28 protein-coding genes and 1 pseudogene are annotated in these 14,269 nt (G+C 44.5%); all 29 read right to left on the bottom strand.

Annotated elements, in window-relative coordinates; genetic code table 11:
• Window positions 1-130: 130 nt before the first annotated feature.
• Entirely contained in the window at window positions 131-526 is a 396-nt protein-coding gene (gene rplQ, locus BCU94_RS11475; RefSeq protein ID WP_076543214.1) for a 50S ribosomal protein L17, read from the bottom strand.
• 45 nt (window positions 527-571) lie between these two features.
• Entirely contained in the window at window positions 572-1,561 is a 990-nt protein-coding gene (gene rpoA / locus BCU94_RS11470; protein ID WP_076543215.1) for a DNA-directed RNA polymerase subunit alpha, read from the bottom strand.
• A 24-nt stretch (window positions 1,562-1,585) separates the two neighbouring features.
• Window positions 1,586-2,206: a 30S ribosomal protein S4 gene (rpsD, locus tag BCU94_RS11465; protein ID WP_102440090.1), complete on the bottom strand. Its 621-nt coding sequence runs from the start codon at window positions 2,204-2,206 to the stop codon at window positions 1,586-1,588.
• A 32-nt stretch (window positions 2,207-2,238) separates the two neighbouring features.
• Window positions 2,239-2,631, bottom strand: a complete 393-nt coding sequence (rpsK, locus tag BCU94_RS11460) for a 30S ribosomal protein S11 (protein WP_011635661.1) — start codon at window positions 2,629-2,631, stop codon at window positions 2,239-2,241.
• Between the two features lie 17 nt (window positions 2,632-2,648).
• The gene (gene rpsM / locus BCU94_RS11455) at window positions 2,649-3,005 is read right to left on the bottom strand and encodes a 30S ribosomal protein S13 (protein ID WP_076543217.1); all 357 of its coding nucleotides are present in this window, start codon (window positions 3,003-3,005) and stop codon (window positions 2,649-2,651) included.
• A 119-nt stretch (window positions 3,006-3,124) separates the two neighbouring features.
• Window positions 3,125-3,238 carry a 50S ribosomal protein L36 gene (gene rpmJ / locus BCU94_RS11450; RefSeq protein WP_006083579.1) on the bottom strand — a complete coding sequence of 38 codons (114 nt, stop codon included), beginning with the start codon at window positions 3,236-3,238 and terminating at the stop codon, window positions 3,125-3,127.
• 22 nt (window positions 3,239-3,260) lie between these two features.
• Entirely contained in the window at window positions 3,261-4,601 is a 1,341-nt protein-coding gene (gene secY, locus BCU94_RS11445) for a preprotein translocase subunit SecY (protein WP_076543218.1), read from the bottom strand.
• Between the two features lie 7 nt (window positions 4,602-4,608).
• Window positions 4,609-5,043, bottom strand: coding sequence for a 50S ribosomal protein L15 (gene rplO / locus BCU94_RS11440; protein WP_055026491.1), 435 nt, complete (start codon window positions 5,041-5,043; stop codon window positions 4,609-4,611).
• 2 nt (window positions 5,044-5,045) lie between these two features.
• Window positions 5,046-5,228 carry a 50S ribosomal protein L30 gene (gene rpmD, locus BCU94_RS11435; protein ID WP_076543219.1) on the bottom strand — a complete coding sequence of 61 codons (183 nt, stop codon included), beginning with the start codon at window positions 5,226-5,228 and terminating at the stop codon, window positions 5,046-5,048.
• 6 nt (window positions 5,229-5,234) lie between these two features.
• On the bottom strand, window positions 5,235-5,738 hold the full coding sequence (rpsE, locus tag BCU94_RS11430; protein ID WP_076543220.1) for a 30S ribosomal protein S5: 504 nt from the start codon (window positions 5,736-5,738) through the stop codon (window positions 5,235-5,237).
• Window positions 5,739-5,750: 12 nt separating this feature from the next.
• Window positions 5,751-6,101: a 50S ribosomal protein L18 gene (gene rplR / locus BCU94_RS11425; protein WP_076543221.1), complete on the bottom strand. Its 351-nt coding sequence runs from the start codon at window positions 6,099-6,101 to the stop codon at window positions 5,751-5,753.
• 10 nt (window positions 6,102-6,111) lie between these two features.
• Window positions 6,112-6,645 carry a 50S ribosomal protein L6 gene (gene rplF, locus BCU94_RS11420; RefSeq protein WP_076543222.1) on the bottom strand — a complete coding sequence of 178 codons (534 nt, stop codon included), beginning with the start codon at window positions 6,643-6,645 and terminating at the stop codon, window positions 6,112-6,114.
• Between the two features lie 10 nt (window positions 6,646-6,655).
• Window positions 6,656-7,048, bottom strand: a complete 393-nt coding sequence (rpsH, locus tag BCU94_RS11415) for a 30S ribosomal protein S8 (protein ID WP_076543223.1) — start codon at window positions 7,046-7,048, stop codon at window positions 6,656-6,658.
• Between the two features lie 24 nt (window positions 7,049-7,072).
• Window positions 7,073-7,378: a 30S ribosomal protein S14 gene (gene rpsN, locus BCU94_RS11410; protein ID WP_076543224.1), complete on the bottom strand. Its 306-nt coding sequence runs from the start codon at window positions 7,376-7,378 to the stop codon at window positions 7,073-7,075.
• A 10-nt stretch (window positions 7,379-7,388) separates the two neighbouring features.
• The gene (rplE, locus tag BCU94_RS11405) at window positions 7,389-7,928 is read right to left on the bottom strand and encodes a 50S ribosomal protein L5 (RefSeq protein WP_076543225.1); all 540 of its coding nucleotides are present in this window, start codon (window positions 7,926-7,928) and stop codon (window positions 7,389-7,391) included.
• 12 nt (window positions 7,929-7,940) lie between these two features.
• Window positions 7,941-8,255 (bottom strand): 50S ribosomal protein L24, encoded by a 315-nt coding sequence (gene rplX, locus BCU94_RS11400; protein WP_102440089.1) that lies wholly within the window; start codon window positions 8,253-8,255, stop codon window positions 7,941-7,943.
• A gap of 11 nt (window positions 8,256-8,266) precedes the next feature.
• Window positions 8,267-8,635: a 50S ribosomal protein L14 gene (gene rplN, locus BCU94_RS11395; protein ID WP_076543234.1), complete on the bottom strand. Its 369-nt coding sequence runs from the start codon at window positions 8,633-8,635 to the stop codon at window positions 8,267-8,269.
• A gap of 214 nt (window positions 8,636-8,849) precedes the next feature.
• The gene (rpsQ, locus tag BCU94_RS11390; protein WP_055026501.1) at window positions 8,850-9,098 is read right to left on the bottom strand and encodes a 30S ribosomal protein S17; all 249 of its coding nucleotides are present in this window, start codon (window positions 9,096-9,098) and stop codon (window positions 8,850-8,852) included.
• Complete coding sequence (gene rpmC / locus BCU94_RS11385) at window positions 9,098-9,289, bottom strand: 50S ribosomal protein L29 (protein WP_006083592.1); 192 nt, start codon at window positions 9,287-9,289, stop codon at window positions 9,098-9,100. Before rpmC ends, rpsQ begins: the two co-directional genes overlap by 1 nt.
• Window positions 9,289-9,699, bottom strand: a complete 411-nt coding sequence (gene rplP / locus BCU94_RS11380; protein WP_055026502.1) for a 50S ribosomal protein L16 — start codon at window positions 9,697-9,699, stop codon at window positions 9,289-9,291. Before rplP ends, rpmC begins: the two co-directional genes overlap by 1 nt.
• A gap of 11 nt (window positions 9,700-9,710) precedes the next feature.
• Window positions 9,711-10,400, bottom strand: a complete 690-nt coding sequence (rpsC, locus tag BCU94_RS11375) for a 30S ribosomal protein S3 (protein ID WP_102440088.1) — start codon at window positions 10,398-10,400, stop codon at window positions 9,711-9,713.
• 12 nt (window positions 10,401-10,412) lie between these two features.
• Complete coding sequence (gene rplV, locus BCU94_RS11370; protein ID WP_102440087.1) at window positions 10,413-10,745, bottom strand: 50S ribosomal protein L22; 333 nt, start codon at window positions 10,743-10,745, stop codon at window positions 10,413-10,415.
• Between the two features lie 15 nt (window positions 10,746-10,760).
• Window positions 10,761-11,039 carry a 30S ribosomal protein S19 gene (gene rpsS / locus BCU94_RS11365; protein WP_006083596.1) on the bottom strand — a complete coding sequence of 93 codons (279 nt, stop codon included), beginning with the start codon at window positions 11,037-11,039 and terminating at the stop codon, window positions 10,761-10,763.
• 15 nt (window positions 11,040-11,054) lie between these two features.
• On the bottom strand, window positions 11,055-11,879 hold the full coding sequence (gene rplB, locus BCU94_RS11360; protein WP_102440086.1) for a 50S ribosomal protein L2: 825 nt from the start codon (window positions 11,877-11,879) through the stop codon (window positions 11,055-11,057).
• Between the two features lie 16 nt (window positions 11,880-11,895).
• Window positions 11,896-12,198 (bottom strand): 50S ribosomal protein L23, encoded by a 303-nt coding sequence (gene rplW / locus BCU94_RS11355; RefSeq protein ID WP_076543230.1) that lies wholly within the window; start codon window positions 12,196-12,198, stop codon window positions 11,896-11,898.
• On the bottom strand, window positions 12,195-12,800 hold the full coding sequence (gene rplD / locus BCU94_RS11350) for a 50S ribosomal protein L4 (protein WP_076543231.1): 606 nt from the start codon (window positions 12,798-12,800) through the stop codon (window positions 12,195-12,197). Before rplD ends, rplW begins: the two co-directional genes overlap by 4 nt.
• Window positions 12,801-12,816: 16 nt before the next feature.
• Entirely contained in the window at window positions 12,817-13,455 is a 639-nt protein-coding gene (rplC, locus tag BCU94_RS11345) for a 50S ribosomal protein L3 (protein WP_076543232.1), read from the bottom strand.
• A 27-nt stretch (window positions 13,456-13,482) separates the two neighbouring features.
• Window positions 13,483-13,794 carry a 30S ribosomal protein S10 gene (gene rpsJ / locus BCU94_RS11340; protein WP_055026509.1) on the bottom strand — a complete coding sequence of 104 codons (312 nt, stop codon included), beginning with the start codon at window positions 13,792-13,794 and terminating at the stop codon, window positions 13,483-13,485.
• A gap of 332 nt (window positions 13,795-14,126) precedes the next feature.
• A pseudogene (gene tuf / locus BCU94_RS11335) lies at window positions 14,127-14,269 on the bottom strand (elongation factor Tu); the annotation flags it as partial.

Genomic DNA, 14,269 nt, shown 5'->3' with positions numbered 1-14,269 from the left:
AGGTAAGCCAGGTAAGCCAGAGTAAAATACTAAGAGAAATTAATTAGTAAAGATGATTTAAGTTAAAATTTCACGAAAAATAGACATAAAAAAACCGAGCTAGGCTCGGTTTTTTTAAATGAGTAATAAATTACTCTGCAGCTTCTACTTCAACAGCTTCAGCAGCTTCAGGGCGACCTACTAACTCGATGTAAGCCATTGGGGCTTTATCACCGGTACGTAGACCACACTTAAGAATACGAGTGTAACCACCAGGACGTTCCTGGAAGCGTGGACCCAATTCAGTAAATAACTTACCTACAACTTCAGCGTCGCGGGTACGAGCAAAAGCTAAACGGCGATTTGCAACGCTGTCAACTTTAGCAAGTGTTATTAGAGGCTCAACTACGCGGCGCAGTTCTTTCGCTTTAGCTACTGTAGTCTTGATTAACTCATGACTAACTAGTGAGCATGCCATGTTACGGAACATAGCTTGACGATGACTGCTGTTGCGGTTTAGTTGACGACCACTCTTACGATGGCGCATGACCTAATCCTTATAATCTTTAATCTGTACTAACTAAACTGGGACTTATAGGTCGTCTGCTAAACTAGCTGGAGGCCAGTTTTCTAGACGCATACCTAAAGACAATCCGCGAGACGCTAATACATCCTTAATTTCAGTAAGAGACTTCTTACCTAAATTAGGAGTCTTGAGCAACTCAACTTCAGTGCGTTGTACTAGATCTCCGATGTAATGAATCGCTTCAGCCTTCAAACAGTTGGCTGAACGTACAGTTAGCTCTAAATCGTCGACAGGACGCAACAGAATCGGATCAAACTCCGGTTTCTCTTCTACAACAGTCTGTTCAGTCACATCACGAAGGTCTACGAACGCATCTAGCTGTTCAGCTAAAATTGTTGCAGAACGACGAATTGCTTCCTCAGGATCAATAGTACCATTAGTGGTCATATCGATAACGAGTTTATCTAAATCAGTACGTTGCTCTACACGTGCTGCTTCAACATTATATGCAATGCGAGCAACAGGTGAGAATGAAGCATCAACCAACAAGCGACCAATTGGGCGATCATCGTCTTCGGTTTGTGCACGAGCCGAAGCTGGAACATAACCACGACCACGCTCAACACGGATACGCATGCTGATATCATTGTTACCAGTCAAATGACAGATAACATGATCAGGATTCATAATGGTAACATCACCATCATGTGTGATATCTGCTGCTGTAACAGGGCCTGTGCCTGACTTACTTAAAGTAAGTAAAGCTTCATCCTTACCCTCAATGTTTACCGCTAAACCTTTAAGGTTAAGCAATATCTCAAGGATATCTTCTTGTACGCCTTCTTTGCTACTGTACTCATGTAACACGCCGTCGATTTCGACTTCAGTTACGGCACAGCCAGGCATAGACGACAATAAGATACGACGCAAAGCGTTGCCTAATGTGTGACCAAAACCACGTTCTAGTGGTTCTAGCGTAACCTTGGCACGAGTTGGGTTAACCTGCTCTATGTCAACGAGACGCGGTTTTAGAAATTCTGTAACAGAACCCTGCATTGTGTCCTCTCTTGTTTGTTAGCTTTACTTAGAGTAAAGCTCGACGATCAGCTGTTCGTTAATTTCCGCAGACAAATCGCTACGTTCTGGTAGACGCTTGAAAGCACCTTCCATTTTCGCGCTGTCGACTTCAACCCATGTAGGCTTCTCACGTTGACCAGCCACTTCTAAAGCCGCTTTAATACGAGCTTGAGTACGTGACTTTTCACGGATGCTTACAACATCATTCGCAGACACTTTGAATGACGGAATGTTAACAACACGACCGTTAACCACGATTGATTTGTGGCTTACTAATTGACGTGATTCAGCACGAGTCGCACCAAAACCCATACGATAAACAACGTTATCTAAACGGGTTTCTAAAAGAGCAAGTAGGTTTTCACCAGTGTTGCCTTTTAGACGTGCAGCTTCTTTGTAGTAGTTACGGAATTGCTTTTCTAGCACACCGTACATACGACGAACTTTTTGTTTCTCGCGTAGCTGTAAACCGTACTCTGATAAACGTGGCTTACGTGCGCCATGTTGACCAGGTGCAGCTTCAAGCTTACACTTCGAATCGATTGCTCTCACACCGCTTTTTAGGAAAAGGTCTGTACCTTCTCTGCGGCTGAGCTTGAGCTTAGGACCCAAGTATCTTGCCATGATCTTTCTCCAACTATCCTATATACGACGTGTTATACACGACGCTTTTTAGGTGGGCGACAGCCATTATGAGGGATAGGTGTCACATCGGTAATGTTGGTGATTTTATAACCAACAGCGTTCAGCGCACGAATGGCTGACTCACGACCTGGACCTGGACCCTTTACGAAAACTTCAAGGTTTTTAACACCGTAATCTTGTGCAGCAATACCTGCACGCTCAGCAGCAACCTGCGCAGCGAACGGTGTAGATTTACGTGAACCACGAAAACCTGAACCGCCAGAGGTAGCCCAAGACAACGCATTACCTTGACGATCTGTAATGGTGACAATTGTGTTGTTGAAAGATGCATGGATATGAGCCATACCATCTGCAACCTGTTTACGTACGCGCTTACGCGGAGAACGTGACGGAACTTTAGCCATTTTGGTTTACCTTCCCGTTACTTTCTAATTGGTTTACGTGGACCTTTACGCGTACGCGCATTGGTCTTAGTACGTTGCCCACGAAGAGGCAGGCTACGGCGATGGCGGAGACCACGATAACAACCAAGATCCATAAGACGCTTGATGTTCATTGAAATCTCACGACGTAAGTCACCCTCTACTGAGTATTTGGCAACTTCTTCGCGTAGAATATCTATTTGAGCTTCGCTCAATTCCTTGATCTTAGCATCTTCAGCAATTGAAGTAGCTGCGCAGATTTCTCTAGCGCGCGTACGTCCAATACCAAAAATTGCAGTCAATGCGATGACTGTGTGCTTTTGATCAGGAATGTTAATGCCAGCGATACGGGCCACTATGCACTCCTTAATATGTTAAAGGTCGACTGCGAAAAGCCCGAAAGGATACTCGACAGCCAACAAATTTGCAAACATTATTTGCTCAGTTCTATTTAGAACTGAGCAAATATCTTTTTTTAGCCTTGACGCTGTTTGTGTTTTGGTTCAACACAAATCACACGTACAACGCCACTACGCTTGACGATCTTGCAATTACGGCAGATCTTCTTCACGGAAGCTCGAACTTTCATTTCATCACTCCGTTAAAAGCTATTAGCGACCAAAGCGATCTAAATTCGCTTTGTTTACTAGGTTAGCTTTCTTCATCACAGACTCATACTGATGAGACATCATATGGGTCTGAACCTGAGCCATGAAGTCCATGATTACGACTACAATAATTAGTAGTGAAGTACCGCCAAAATAGAACTGTACTTTCCACGCAATTAACATGAACTCCGGAATTAAACAGATAAAGGTAATATAAATCGCACCCGCAAGGGTCAAACGAGTCATTACTTTATCAATGTAACGCGAAGTCTGTTCTCCAGGACGAATCCCAGGAATGAACGCACCACTTTTCTTCAAGTTATCAGCTGTCTCACGTGGGTTAAACACCAACGCAGTATAGAAGAAACAGAAGAAAACGATAGCTGTTGCATACAATAATGAATACAGCGGTTGTCCAGGTGACACAGCTAAAGCGAAATCGCTTAACCATGACATGGACTCATTTGCACCAAACCACTGAGCCAGTGTGCCTGGGAACAAAATAATGCTGGATGCAAAAATTGGCGGAATCACACCTGCCATGTTCACTTTAAGAGGTAAATGTGTGCTTTGCGCTGCGAAAACCTTACGGCCTTGTTGACGCTTAGCGTAGTTAACGACGATACGACGTTGACCACGTTCTACAAATACAACTAAATAAGTAACTGCAAATACGATTACTGCTAATAGCAACAGAACCAGTACATTCAAATCACCTTGACGAGCCTGTTCAGCCGTTTGGCCGATAGCAGACGGTAAACCAGCAACAATACCTGCGAAAATTAATATCGAGATACCATTACCAATACCACGTTCAGTAATTTGCTCACCTAGCCACATTAGGAACATTGTTCCTGTCACTAGACTCACAACTGCAACAAAGTAAAAACCAAAACCTACATTGACCACAAGGCCAGGTACTAGGCTTGGCAAACCTGTTGCAATACCAATCGATTGAAGCGTACCCAACACTAACGTTCCGTATCTAGTGTACTGACTGATTTTCTTTCTTCCTGACTCGCCTTCTTTTTTCAATTCAGCAAGAGCAGGATGAACAACAGTCAATAATTGCATGATAATCGATGCCGAAATATACGGCATGATACCTAATGCAAAGATAGAGGCACGCTCTAAAGCACCACCCGAGAACATGTTAAACATGCCAAGGATGGTATCTTTTTGTTGAGCAAACAGATCTGCTAACACAGCTGCGTCAATACCAGGAATTGGTACAAACGAACCGGCTCTAAAGACGATAATCGCACCAATCACGAACAGGAGACGGGTTTTCAATTCAGATAAACCGCCTTTCGCGCTTTTTAAATCAAGTCCTGGTTTTGCCATCGACGTATTATTCCTCGATCTTGCCGCCGGCAGCTTCAATAGCTGCACGTGCACCTTTGGTTACCTTCAGACCTTTAACGGTCACTGGGCGTTCAATGGTACCTGAAAGAACGATTTTCGCAAACTGTATGTTGCGAGTAATTACGTTCGCATCTTTCAGTGCGTTAAGGTCGATAACATCACCGTTAACTTTTGCTAGTTCGAGTAAACGAACTTCAGCTGAGACCAAAGCTTTGCGCGAGGTAAAACCGAATTTAGGTAAACGAATTTTAAGAGGCATTTGACCACCCTCAAAACCGATACGCACACCGCCGCCAGAACGAGACTTTTGTCCCTTATGACCACGACCTGCGGTTTTACCTAAACCAGAACCAATACCACGACCTACACGCTTAGGAGCAGACTTAGATCCTGCTGCTGGAGATAGAGTATTTAAACGCATTATTAATCCTCCACCTTAACCATGTAGTAAACTTTATTAACCATACCGCGAACTGAAGGAGTATCTTCAACTTCAACGGTGTGGCCAATACGTCTTAGGCCTAAACCTAATAAACAGGCACGGTGCTTTGGCAAACGACCAATCGCACTCTTTGTCTGTGTTACTTTAAACGTTTTAGTAGCCATGGTGCATTAACCTCGAATTTCATCAACATTCAAGCCGCGCTTAGCTGCAACTTGTGCTGGTGACTTCATGTGCACCAACGCATCGACAGTAGCTCGAACGATGTTGATCGGGTTAGTAGAACCGTATGCTTTTGACAGAACGTTATGAACGCCTGCTACTTCCAATACGGCACGCATTGCGCCACCGGCAATAATACCGGTACCTTCCGATGCTGGTTGCATGTAAACACGCGAACCAGTATGGCGACCTTTAACTGGGTGATGCAGTGTACCTGCGTTCAACTCCACGGTTACCATGTTACGACGGGCTTTTTCCATTGCTTTTTGAATAGCAGCTGGAACTTCGCGCGCTTTACCATAGCCATAGCCAATCTTACCGTTACCATCACCTACCACTGTTAGTGCGGTGAAGCTAAAGATACGACCACCTTTAACTACTTTAGAAACACGATTAACTGCAATCAATTTCTCTTGCAAATCGTCTTTCTGCTGAGCTTCTAATTTAGCCATTTTTATAACCCCTTAGAATTTCAGGCCAGCTTCACGAGCTGCGTCAGCTAATGCTGCTACGCGACCGTGATACTTGAAACCAGAACGGTCGAATGCAACCGAAGTTACACCTTTTTCGATCGCACGCTCTGCAACAGTTTTACCCACTGCTTTAGCTGCGTCTACGTTACCGGTACTCTTTAGTAGTTCTTTAACCGCTTTTTCAACGGTTGAAGCAACTGCCAACACCTGAGCTTCAGGATTAATCACCTGAGCATAAATGTGACGCGGTGTACGATGTACAACCAGACGGTTCACGCCCAGCTCTTGGATCTTCTTACGAGCACGCAGAGCGCGACGTAAGCGAGATGTTTTCTTATCCATATCGCGTTACCTACTTCTTCTTAGCCTCTTTACGGCGTACTTGCTCGTCTGCATAACGAACACCTTTGCCTTTATAAGGCTCTGGTGGACGATAGCCACGAATCTCAGCAGCAACCTGACCAACTAACTGTTTATCAACGCCCGAAAGGACGATGTCAGTTTGGCTAGGACACTCTGCAGTAACACCTGCGGGAAGTTTGTGAACCAATGGATGTGAGAAACCTAAAGTTAGATCTAGGTTTGAACCAGCTGCTTTCGCACGGTAACCAACACCAATTAACTTTAATTTTTTAACAAATCCTTCAGAAACACCAACAACCATGTTGTTTACTAGTGCACGAGCTGTACCAGCTTGAGCCCAAGCGTTAGCAACGCCTTCAACTGGACCAAAACTTAGTACGCCGTTGTCTAGAACAACACTTACCGCTTTGTTGATTTCTCGAGTCAAACTACCTTTAGTACCTTTTACGGTGATAGTTTGTTCGTTTAAGGTCACCTCTACGCCGGCAGGAATAGACACTGGTGCTTTTGCTACACGTGACATACCTAGCTCCTTACGCTACGTAGCAGATAACCTCGCCACCCATGCCTGTTAGGCGGGCAGCACGATCGGTCATCAAGCCTTTAGAAGTGGACACAATTGCGACACCCAGACCGCCCATCACCTTTGGAAGTTCGTTTTTACCTTTGTAAATACGAAGACCAGGACGACTTACGCGCTGGATAGTCTCAACGACTGGTTTGCCTTGGAAATACTTTAAAGTGATTTCTAATTCAGGCTTGGCTTCTTCTGCTACGGCGTAGTCAGTAATGTAACCTTCATCTTTAAGTAATTTCGCAATTGCTACTTTTAACTTAGCTGAAGGCATCTTTACTGATACTTTGTTAGCAGCTTGGCCGTTACGAATACGTGTTAACATATCCGCAATAGGATCTTGCATGCTCATATTAGCTTACTCCGTGACAAGTGCTTACCAGCTGGCCTTACGTAGACCAGGAACTTCACCACGCATAGTAGCTTCACGTAATTTAATACGGCTAAGGCCGAATTTACGTAAGAAACCATGTGGGCGACCAGTTTGATTACAACGGTTGCGTTGACGCGCAGCGCTAGAATCACGAGGTAGAGCTTGTAACTTAAGAACAGCTTCCCAACGGTCTTCGTCAGAAGTCGCAGGTGCGCTGATAATAGCCTTAAGTGCTAAACGCTTTTCAGCATATTTAGCTACGAGCTGTGCACGCTTTGCTTCACGTGCTTTCATAGATGATTTTGCCATTATGCTACCCTTATTTCTTGAATGGGAAGTTAAATGCGTCTAACAAAGCACGACCTTCTTCATCATTCTTCGCAGTAGTAGTGATAACAATATCCATACCACGAATCTTATCGATTTTATCGTAATCGATTTCTGGGAAGATGATTTGCTCACGCACACCCATTGCGTAGTTACCACGACCGTCAAACGCTTTTGCGCTTAGGCCACGGAAGTCACGAATACGTGGGATTGCAATGTCAACTAAACGCTCTAAAAATTCCCACATACGCTCACCGCGTAGGGTAACTTTACAGCCAATAGGGTAGCCTTCACGGATTTTAAAACCAGCAACTGATTTACGTGCAACAGTTACAACTGGTTTTTGGCCAGCGATTGCAGTCATATCACGGAGCGCATGCTCCATAACTTTTTTGTCTGCAACGGCTTCGCCTACACCCATGTTAAGGGTGATTTTTTCAATCCGAGGGACTTGCATGACACTGGTATATTCGAACTTTTTAGAAAGTTCTGCAATAACAGTCTCTTGATATTTATCATGCAGTTTCGCCATCGTTTACTCCGTTTACTTAATGAGTTCACTATTCGATTTAAAGAAACGGACTTTTTTGCCGTCTTCGAATCGGAAACCAACACGATCTGCCTTGCCTGTGGCTTGGTTAAAGATCGCTACGTTTGATGCTTGTATCGCTGCTTCTTTCTCGATTACACCACCAGTTACGCCCAATTGTGGGTTTGGCTTTTGGTGTTTTTTAACAAGATTGATGCCTTCAACAATCAACTTACCAGTAGGTAGGACTTGAGAAACTTTTGCTCGTTTACCCTTGTCTTTACCTGCTAATACAATTACTTCGTCTTCACGACGGATTTTAGCTGCCATTTTGAAGCTCCTTACAGTACTTCTGGTGCCAGAGAGACGATTTTCATAAACTGCTCGTTGCGCAATTCACGTGTCACTGGTCCAAAAATACGAGTACCAATCGGTGCAAGGTTTGCGTTAAGCAAAACTGCTGCATTCCGATCGAAGCGAATGACAGAACCATCTGGACGACGTACGCCTTTCTTAGTACGGACTACCACCGCGTTATATACATCACCTTTCTTCGCTTTAGCGCGAGGAATAGCTTCTTTAACAGAAACCTTGATGACGTCGCCGATACCGGCATAACGACGATGAGAGCCACCCAAGACCTTAATACACTGAACTCTACGAGCGCCACTGTTACACGCGACGTCTAGAGTCGATTGCATTTGGATCATTTTAAGTGCTCCGCTATCGTTACTACAAAACCCCGAAATTGGGATCATATTTGTCCACTTCTTGAACAATTCATACCTTGCTAATTACTCATTAGCATTGAATGCAATTTGTTCAAAAATGGGGCGCAAGTATAACACCAAAATATTGGGTTGCATAGTATAAAAAAACAAACGGCCCCAAGCATTGGAGCCGTTTACTATAACCTAATGATTACTAGGCTTTTGTTACTACTTCAACAAGTGTCCAAGACTTAGTCTTAGAAAGAGGACGACACTGACTAATAGTCACTACGTCACCTTCATTACACTGATTGGTTTCGTCATGTGCATGGATCTTAGTTGTACGCTTAATGTACTTCCCATAAATAGGATGTTTCACTTGGCGTGCAATAGCAACAGTAATAGACTTGTCCATTTTGTTGCTAAGAACTCGACCTTGCAAAGTACGGATTTTATCAGACATTACGCACCTGCCTTAGAAGTAATAATGGTCTTAACACGTGCAATGTTACGACGCACTAATTTCAATTGATTCGTTTGAGTCAACTGACCAGTAGCGTGTTGCATACGCAGGTTAAACTGCTCACGCAGCAGACCAAGTAATTCAGCGTTAAGTTCTTCAACGCTCTTTTCTCTTAGTTCGCTCGCTTTCATTACATCACCGTCTTAGTTACGAAGGTAGTCTTAATAGGAAGCTTGGCAGAAGCTAAAGCAAACGCTTCACGCGCTAACTCTTCAGATACACCATTCATCTCATAAAGAACCTTACCAGGTTGAATCTGACATACCCAGTATTCAACGTTACCCTTACCTTTACCCATACGCACTTCAAGAGGCTTAGAGGTAATTGGCTTGTCAGGGAAAACTCGAATCCAAATTTGTCCTTGACGTTTAATGTGACGTGTCATGGCACGACGTGCAGATTCGATTTGACGAGCTGTTAAACGACCACGGCCGACAGCTTTCAAACCGAAAGTACCAAAGCTAACTTCAGTACCGTTCGCTAGACCGCGGTTACGGCCTTTGAACATCTTGCGAAACTTCATACGTTTAGGTTGCAGCATTAAAGTTTCTCCTATTTAGCACGAGGCTTGCGCTTAGACTGCTGCTTCGGCTCTTCTAACGCGACAACGTTACCGTCTAGAACTTCGCCTTTGAAGATCCAAACTTTAACGCCAATCACACCGTATTGGGTGTGACTTTCAGCTGTAGAATAGTCGATATCAGCACGTAGAGTATGCAAAGGTACACGACCTTCACGATACCACTCAGAACGTGCGATTTCAGCTCCGCCTAGACGGCCGCTCACTTCAACTTTGATACCTTGAGCACCAATGCGCATTGCGTTTTGAACTGCACGCTTCATAGCGCGACGGAACATAACACGACGTTCTAGTTGCTGCGCAATACTGTCAGCAACTAACTTTGCGTCTAACTCAGGCTTACGGATCTCAGCGATGTTGATTTGAGCAGTAGTGCCTGTAATTTTAGATACATGTGCACGTAATACTTCAACGTCTTCACCTTTCTTACCAATCACAACGCCTGGACGGGCAGTGTGAATAGTAACGCGGATGCTCTTCGCAGGACGCTCGATAACGATTTTAGATACTGATGCAGCCTTCAATTTCTCTGTAAGATATTGACGAACTTCCCAGTCGCTGTTCAGATTATTCGCATAATCTGACTTATCGGCGTACCAAGTAGAGATCCAAGGCTTCGTGATACCCAGACGGATACCATTAGGATGTACTTTCTGTCCCATTGCTCTCTTCTCCTAGCGATCTGATACAACCACAGTAATGTGGCTGGTACGCTTCATGATACGATCAGCGCGGCCTTTGGCACGAGGCATGATGCGCTTCATAGTTGGTGCTTCGTCAACAAAGACTTGGCCAACTTTAAGCTCATCGATATCTGCACCTTCGTTGTGTTCGGCGTTTGCGATAGCTGAGTCTAGTACTTTCTTAACCAGTACGGCGGCTTTCTTAGGGCTGAAGGTCAAAATCTCAAGCGCCTTAGATACAGGCAACCCGCGAATTTGATCAGCAACTAGACGGGCCTTCTGCGCAGACGTACGGGCGTAACGATGTTTAGCTAAAACTTCCATCTTATGTCTCCCGTATTAACGCTTCTTCGCTTTCTTATCTGCAGCATGGCCGCGATAAGTGCGAGTTGGTGAAAATTCACCAAGCTTATGACCGATCATTTCGTCAGTTACGAACACAGGTACGTGCTGACGACCATTATGGACAGCGATGGTCAACCCAATCATATTTGGGATGATCATTGAGCGGCGAGACCAAGTCTTAATTGGTTTTTTATCTCCCGCTTCCATCGCTTTCTCTACCTTCTTCAGCAAGTGCAGGTCAATGAAAGGACCTTTCTTGAGAGAACGTGGCATGGGCGAATCCTCTTACTATTTGTTACGACGACGTACAATGTACTTGTCGGTGAGCTTATTACTACGAGTTTTATAACCCTTAGTTGGCACACCCCATGGACTTACTGGATGACGACCACCAGAAGTACGGCCTTCACCACCACCGTGTGGATGGTCTACCGGGTTCATTGCAACACCACGCACTGTAGGGCGTACGCCTCTCCAGCGTTTAGCACCTGCTTTACCTAACTGGCGTAGCATGTGCTCGGCATTTCCAACTTCACCGAATGTTGCACGACAATCAACAGGCACTTTGCGCATTTCGCCAGAGCGAAGACGTAAAGTTGCATATTGGTTATCACGAGCAACAACTTGAACATAAGCACCAGCTGAACGCGCGATTTGAGCACCTTTACCAGGTTTCATTTCTACTGCGTGCACAACACTACCCACTGGGATGTTGCGAAGCGGCATTGCGTTACCGGTTTTGATGTCTGCATCCACACCAGATTGGATTGCATCACCAGCTTTCATGCCTTTAGCGGCAAGAATGTAGCGACGCTCACCGTCTGCGTACAATACTAACGCAATGTTAGCTGTACGGTTTGGATCATATTCCAGACGTTCAATTTTCGCAGGGATACCGTCTTTATTGCGTTTGAAATCAATAATACGATAATGCTGCTTGTGTCCACCACCAACGTGACGAACAGTGATGCGACCCGTATTGTTACGGCCACCACTTTTAGATTTCTTAGCCAACAGGCCTGCAAAAGGTTTCCCTTTATGCAAGTCGCTGTTCACCACTTTAACAACGTGGCGACGACCTGGAGAGGTTGGCTTACACTTAATAACTGCCATGATAATTCTCCTTTGCTTACTCAGCGCCACCGACGAAATCGATGTCAGCACCAGCAGCTAAAGTTACATAGGCTTTTTTCCAATCGCTACGACGACCTACACGGCCACCGGTACGTTTAGTTTTGCCTTTGTTTACCAAAGTGCGAACACTATCAACTTCAACTTCGAAAAGTTTCGCTACAGCAGCTTTAATCTCTGCTTTAGTCGCATCGATTGCTACGCGGAAAACTACAGTGTTGTTTTTCTCAGCTAATACAGTGCTCTTTTCAGATACATGTGGCGCTAAGATAACTTTTAGCAAACGTTCTTCGGTGATCATGCTAGCATCTCCTCGATTTGCTTCACTGCATCAGCAGTAACAAGAACAGTGTTGAACGCGATTAGACTAACTGGGTCTAGACCCGCTACGTCACGTACGTCAACCTTGTATAAGTTGCGTGCTGCTAAGAATAAATTCTCATCAACATCTGCAGTAACAATTAGAACGTCTTCTAGTTGCATTTCTTTTAACTTAGCTTTCAGCTCTTTAGTTTTAGGAGCTTCAACACTAAAAGATTCAACAACGACTAAACGCTCTTGACGTACCAATTCAGAAAGAATGCTTTTTAGAGCACCACGGTACATCTTTTTGTTAACTTTTTGGCTGTGATCTTGTGTTTTAGCAGCGAATGTTACGCCACCGCCACGCCAGATCGGGCCTTTAACACTACCGGCACGAGCTCGGCCTGTGCCTTTCTGACGCCAAGGCTTTTTGCCTGAGCCAGTTACTTCCGCACGAGTCTGTTGAGCACGAGTGCCCTGACGCGCGTTTGCAGCGTAAGCTACAACTACCTGATGGACCAATGCCTCGTTAAAGTCACGGCCGAAGGTAGTTTCGGAAACTTCAAGAGCGCTTTGCGCGTCTTTCAATACCAATTCCATTACTATCTCCTCAGACCTATGCTTTAACGGCTGGCTTGATAATCAAGTCACCATTGGTAGCGCCAGGAACAGCACCTTTTACCAATAACAAGTTACGCTCTGCATCTACACGTACAACGTCTAGATTTTGAGTAGTTACTTGCTCGGCACCCATGTGGCCAGACATTTTCTTACCTTTGAAAACGCGACCAGGTGTCTGGTTTTGACCAATAGAACCATTAGATCTATGAGCCAAAGAGTTACCATGTGTCATATCTTGAGCGTGGAAGTTCCAGCGTTTAATACCGCCTTGGAAGCCCTTACCTTTAGATTGACCAGTAACATCAACTTTCGCTGTATCTGCAAAGATATCAACGTTAAGTTCAGCACCAACTTCAATGCCTTCACCTTCACCATCTGCCAAACGCAATTCCCATAAACCTCGACCGGCTTCTACGCCGCTCTTAGCAAAATGGCCTGCTTCTGGCTTAGTGATGCGGTTGGCTTTTTTGGTACCAGTAGTTACTTGAAGAGCACGGTATCCGTCGTTTTCTAAAGTTTTCACTTGAGTTACGCGGTTACCAGCAATTTCAATTACTGTTACAGGGATTGAAGCGCCATCTTCTGTGAAGATGCGAGTCATACCCACTTTACGACCAATAAGACCGATAGCCATCTTTCAAACCTCTTCTAAGGATCTCAATTAACCTAAGCTAATCTGAACGTCGACACCAGCGGCAAGATCTAAACGCATTAATGCGTCTACAGTCTTTTCAGTTGGCTCTACGATGTCAACTAAGCGCTTGTGAGTACGAATTTCGTACTGATCACGTGCGTCTTTGTTGACGTGCGGAGAAGTCAAAATGGTATAACGTTCTTTACGCGTAGGAAGTGGAATTGGACCACGAACCTGTGCGCCTGTACGCTTAGCAGTTTCAACGATTTCCGCTGTTGATTGATCGATCAAACGATGATCAAATCCTTTCAAGCGGATACGGATTCTTTGGTTCTGCATTGACCAGAGCTCCTAAAATGCACACATAAAAAATCACCCTCTAGCTTCTTCCCAATGGAAAAGCAGAGCGAGATGATTTAACCGTAGACTCCCAATCGGAGTCAATTATGAAAATGAATAATCCAAATGATTAAACATTATATTACGCTGTCTAGGACAGCGAAGGGCAATTATACAGATCTAATTTCATAGATCAACCCCTGCGAACAAAAACTCTTCAATTTAGTGGTTCTGTTCAAGGCGGTGGATTTTACATGGTTAGAATCAAAATGCAATAAAAACAAAAAAGGAAGCCGAAGCTTCCTTTTTTTATGTGTTAACTAAAGACGCTATTAAGCGATAACTTTAGCTACAACACCAGCACCAACAGTACGGCCACCTTCACGGATAGCGAAACGTAAACCGTCATCCATTGCGATTGGGTAGATTAGTGTAACAACCATTTTGATGTTATCACCAGGCATTACCATTTCTA

This window comes from Shewanella sp. 10N.286.52.C2, from assembly GCF_002874545.1.
Taxonomy (GTDB): Bacteria; Pseudomonadota; Gammaproteobacteria; order Enterobacterales; family Shewanellaceae; genus Shewanella.
This window is presented reverse-complemented; position numbering and strand designations above follow the sequence as displayed.

Excerpts from the sequence above, each read along its gene's own strand:
- rplE (WP_076543225.1), bottom strand. The coding sequence starts at position 7,928 with ATGGCGAAACTGCATGATAAATATCAAGAGACTGTTATTGCAGAACTT.
- rplO (WP_055026491.1), bottom strand. The coding sequence starts at position 5,043 with ATGCGTTTAAATACTCTATCTCCAGCAGCAGGATCTAAGTCTGCTCCT.
- rplW (WP_076543230.1), bottom strand. The coding sequence starts at position 12,198 with ATGATCACCGAAGAACGTTTGCTAAAAGTTATCTTAGCGCCACATGTA.
- rpsN (WP_076543224.1), bottom strand. The coding sequence starts at position 7,378 with ATGGCAAAATCATCTATGAAAGCACGTGAAGCAAAGCGTGCACAGCTC.
- rpsS (WP_006083596.1), bottom strand. The coding sequence starts at position 11,039 with ATGCCACGTTCTCTCAAGAAAGGTCCTTTCATTGACCTGCACTTGCTG.
- rplQ (WP_076543214.1), bottom strand. The coding sequence starts at position 526 with ATGCGCCATCGTAAGAGTGGTCGTCAACTAAACCGCAACAGCAGTCAT.
- rplV (WP_102440087.1), bottom strand. The coding sequence starts at position 10,745 with ATGGAAGTTTTAGCTAAACATCGTTACGCCCGTACGTCTGCGCAGAAG.
- rpmJ (WP_006083579.1), bottom strand. The coding sequence starts at position 3,238 with ATGAAAGTTCGAGCTTCCGTGAAGAAGATCTGCCGTAATTGCAAGATC.
- rpsH (WP_076543223.1), bottom strand. The coding sequence starts at position 7,048 with ATGAGCATGCAAGATCCTATTGCGGATATGTTAACACGTATTCGTAAC.
- rplF (WP_076543222.1), bottom strand. The coding sequence starts at position 6,645 with ATGTCACGTGTAGCAAAAGCACCAGTGTCTATTCCTGCCGGCGTAGAG.
- rpsJ (WP_055026509.1), bottom strand. The coding sequence starts at position 13,794 with ATGCAGAACCAAAGAATCCGTATCCGCTTGAAAGGATTTGATCATCGT.
- rpsC (WP_102440088.1), bottom strand. The coding sequence starts at position 10,400 with ATGGGACAGAAAGTACATCCTAATGGTATCCGTCTGGGTATCACGAAG.
- rplR (WP_076543221.1), bottom strand. The coding sequence starts at position 6,101 with ATGGATAAGAAAACATCTCGCTTACGTCGCGCTCTGCGTGCTCGTAAG.
- rplP (WP_055026502.1), bottom strand. The coding sequence starts at position 9,699 with ATGCTGCAACCTAAACGTATGAAGTTTCGCAAGATGTTCAAAGGCCGT.
- rpsE (WP_076543220.1), bottom strand. The coding sequence starts at position 5,738 with ATGGCTAAATTAGAAGCTCAGCAGAAAGACGATTTGCAAGAGAAATTG.
- rpmD (WP_076543219.1), bottom strand. The coding sequence starts at position 5,228 with ATGGCTACTAAAACGTTTAAAGTAACACAGACAAAGAGTGCGATTGGT.
- rplX (WP_102440089.1), bottom strand. The coding sequence starts at position 8,255 with ATGGCAGCTAAAATCCGTCGTGAAGACGAAGTAATTGTATTAGCAGGT.
- rpmC (WP_006083592.1), bottom strand. The coding sequence starts at position 9,289 with ATGAAAGCGAGCGAACTAAGAGAAAAGAGCGTTGAAGAACTTAACGCT.
- rpsD (WP_102440090.1), bottom strand. The coding sequence starts at position 2,206 with ATGGCAAGATACTTGGGTCCTAAGCTCAAGCTCAGCCGCAGAGAAGGT.
- secY (WP_076543218.1), bottom strand. The coding sequence starts at position 4,601 with ATGGCAAAACCAGGACTTGATTTAAAAAGCGCGAAAGGCGGTTTATCT.
- rpsK (WP_011635661.1), bottom strand. The coding sequence starts at position 2,631 with ATGGCTAAAGTTCCGTCACGTTCTCCGCGTAAGCGCGTACGTAAACAG.
- rpsQ (WP_055026501.1), bottom strand. The coding sequence starts at position 9,098 with ATGTCTGATAAAATCCGTACTTTGCAAGGTCGAGTTCTTAGCAACAAA.
- rplD (WP_076543231.1), bottom strand. The coding sequence starts at position 12,800 with ATGGAATTGGTATTGAAAGACGCGCAAAGCGCTCTTGAAGTTTCCGAA.
- rplB (WP_102440086.1), bottom strand. The coding sequence starts at position 11,879 with ATGGCAGTTATTAAGTGTAAGCCAACCTCTCCAGGTCGTCGCCACGTT.
- rplC (WP_076543232.1), bottom strand. The coding sequence starts at position 13,455 with ATGGCTATCGGTCTTATTGGTCGTAAAGTGGGTATGACTCGCATCTTC.
- rpoA (WP_076543215.1), bottom strand. The coding sequence starts at position 1,561 with ATGCAGGGTTCTGTTACAGAATTTCTAAAACCGCGTCTCGTTGACATA.
- rplN (WP_076543234.1), bottom strand. The coding sequence starts at position 8,635 with ATGATCCAAATGCAATCGACTCTAGACGTCGCGTGTAACAGTGGCGCT.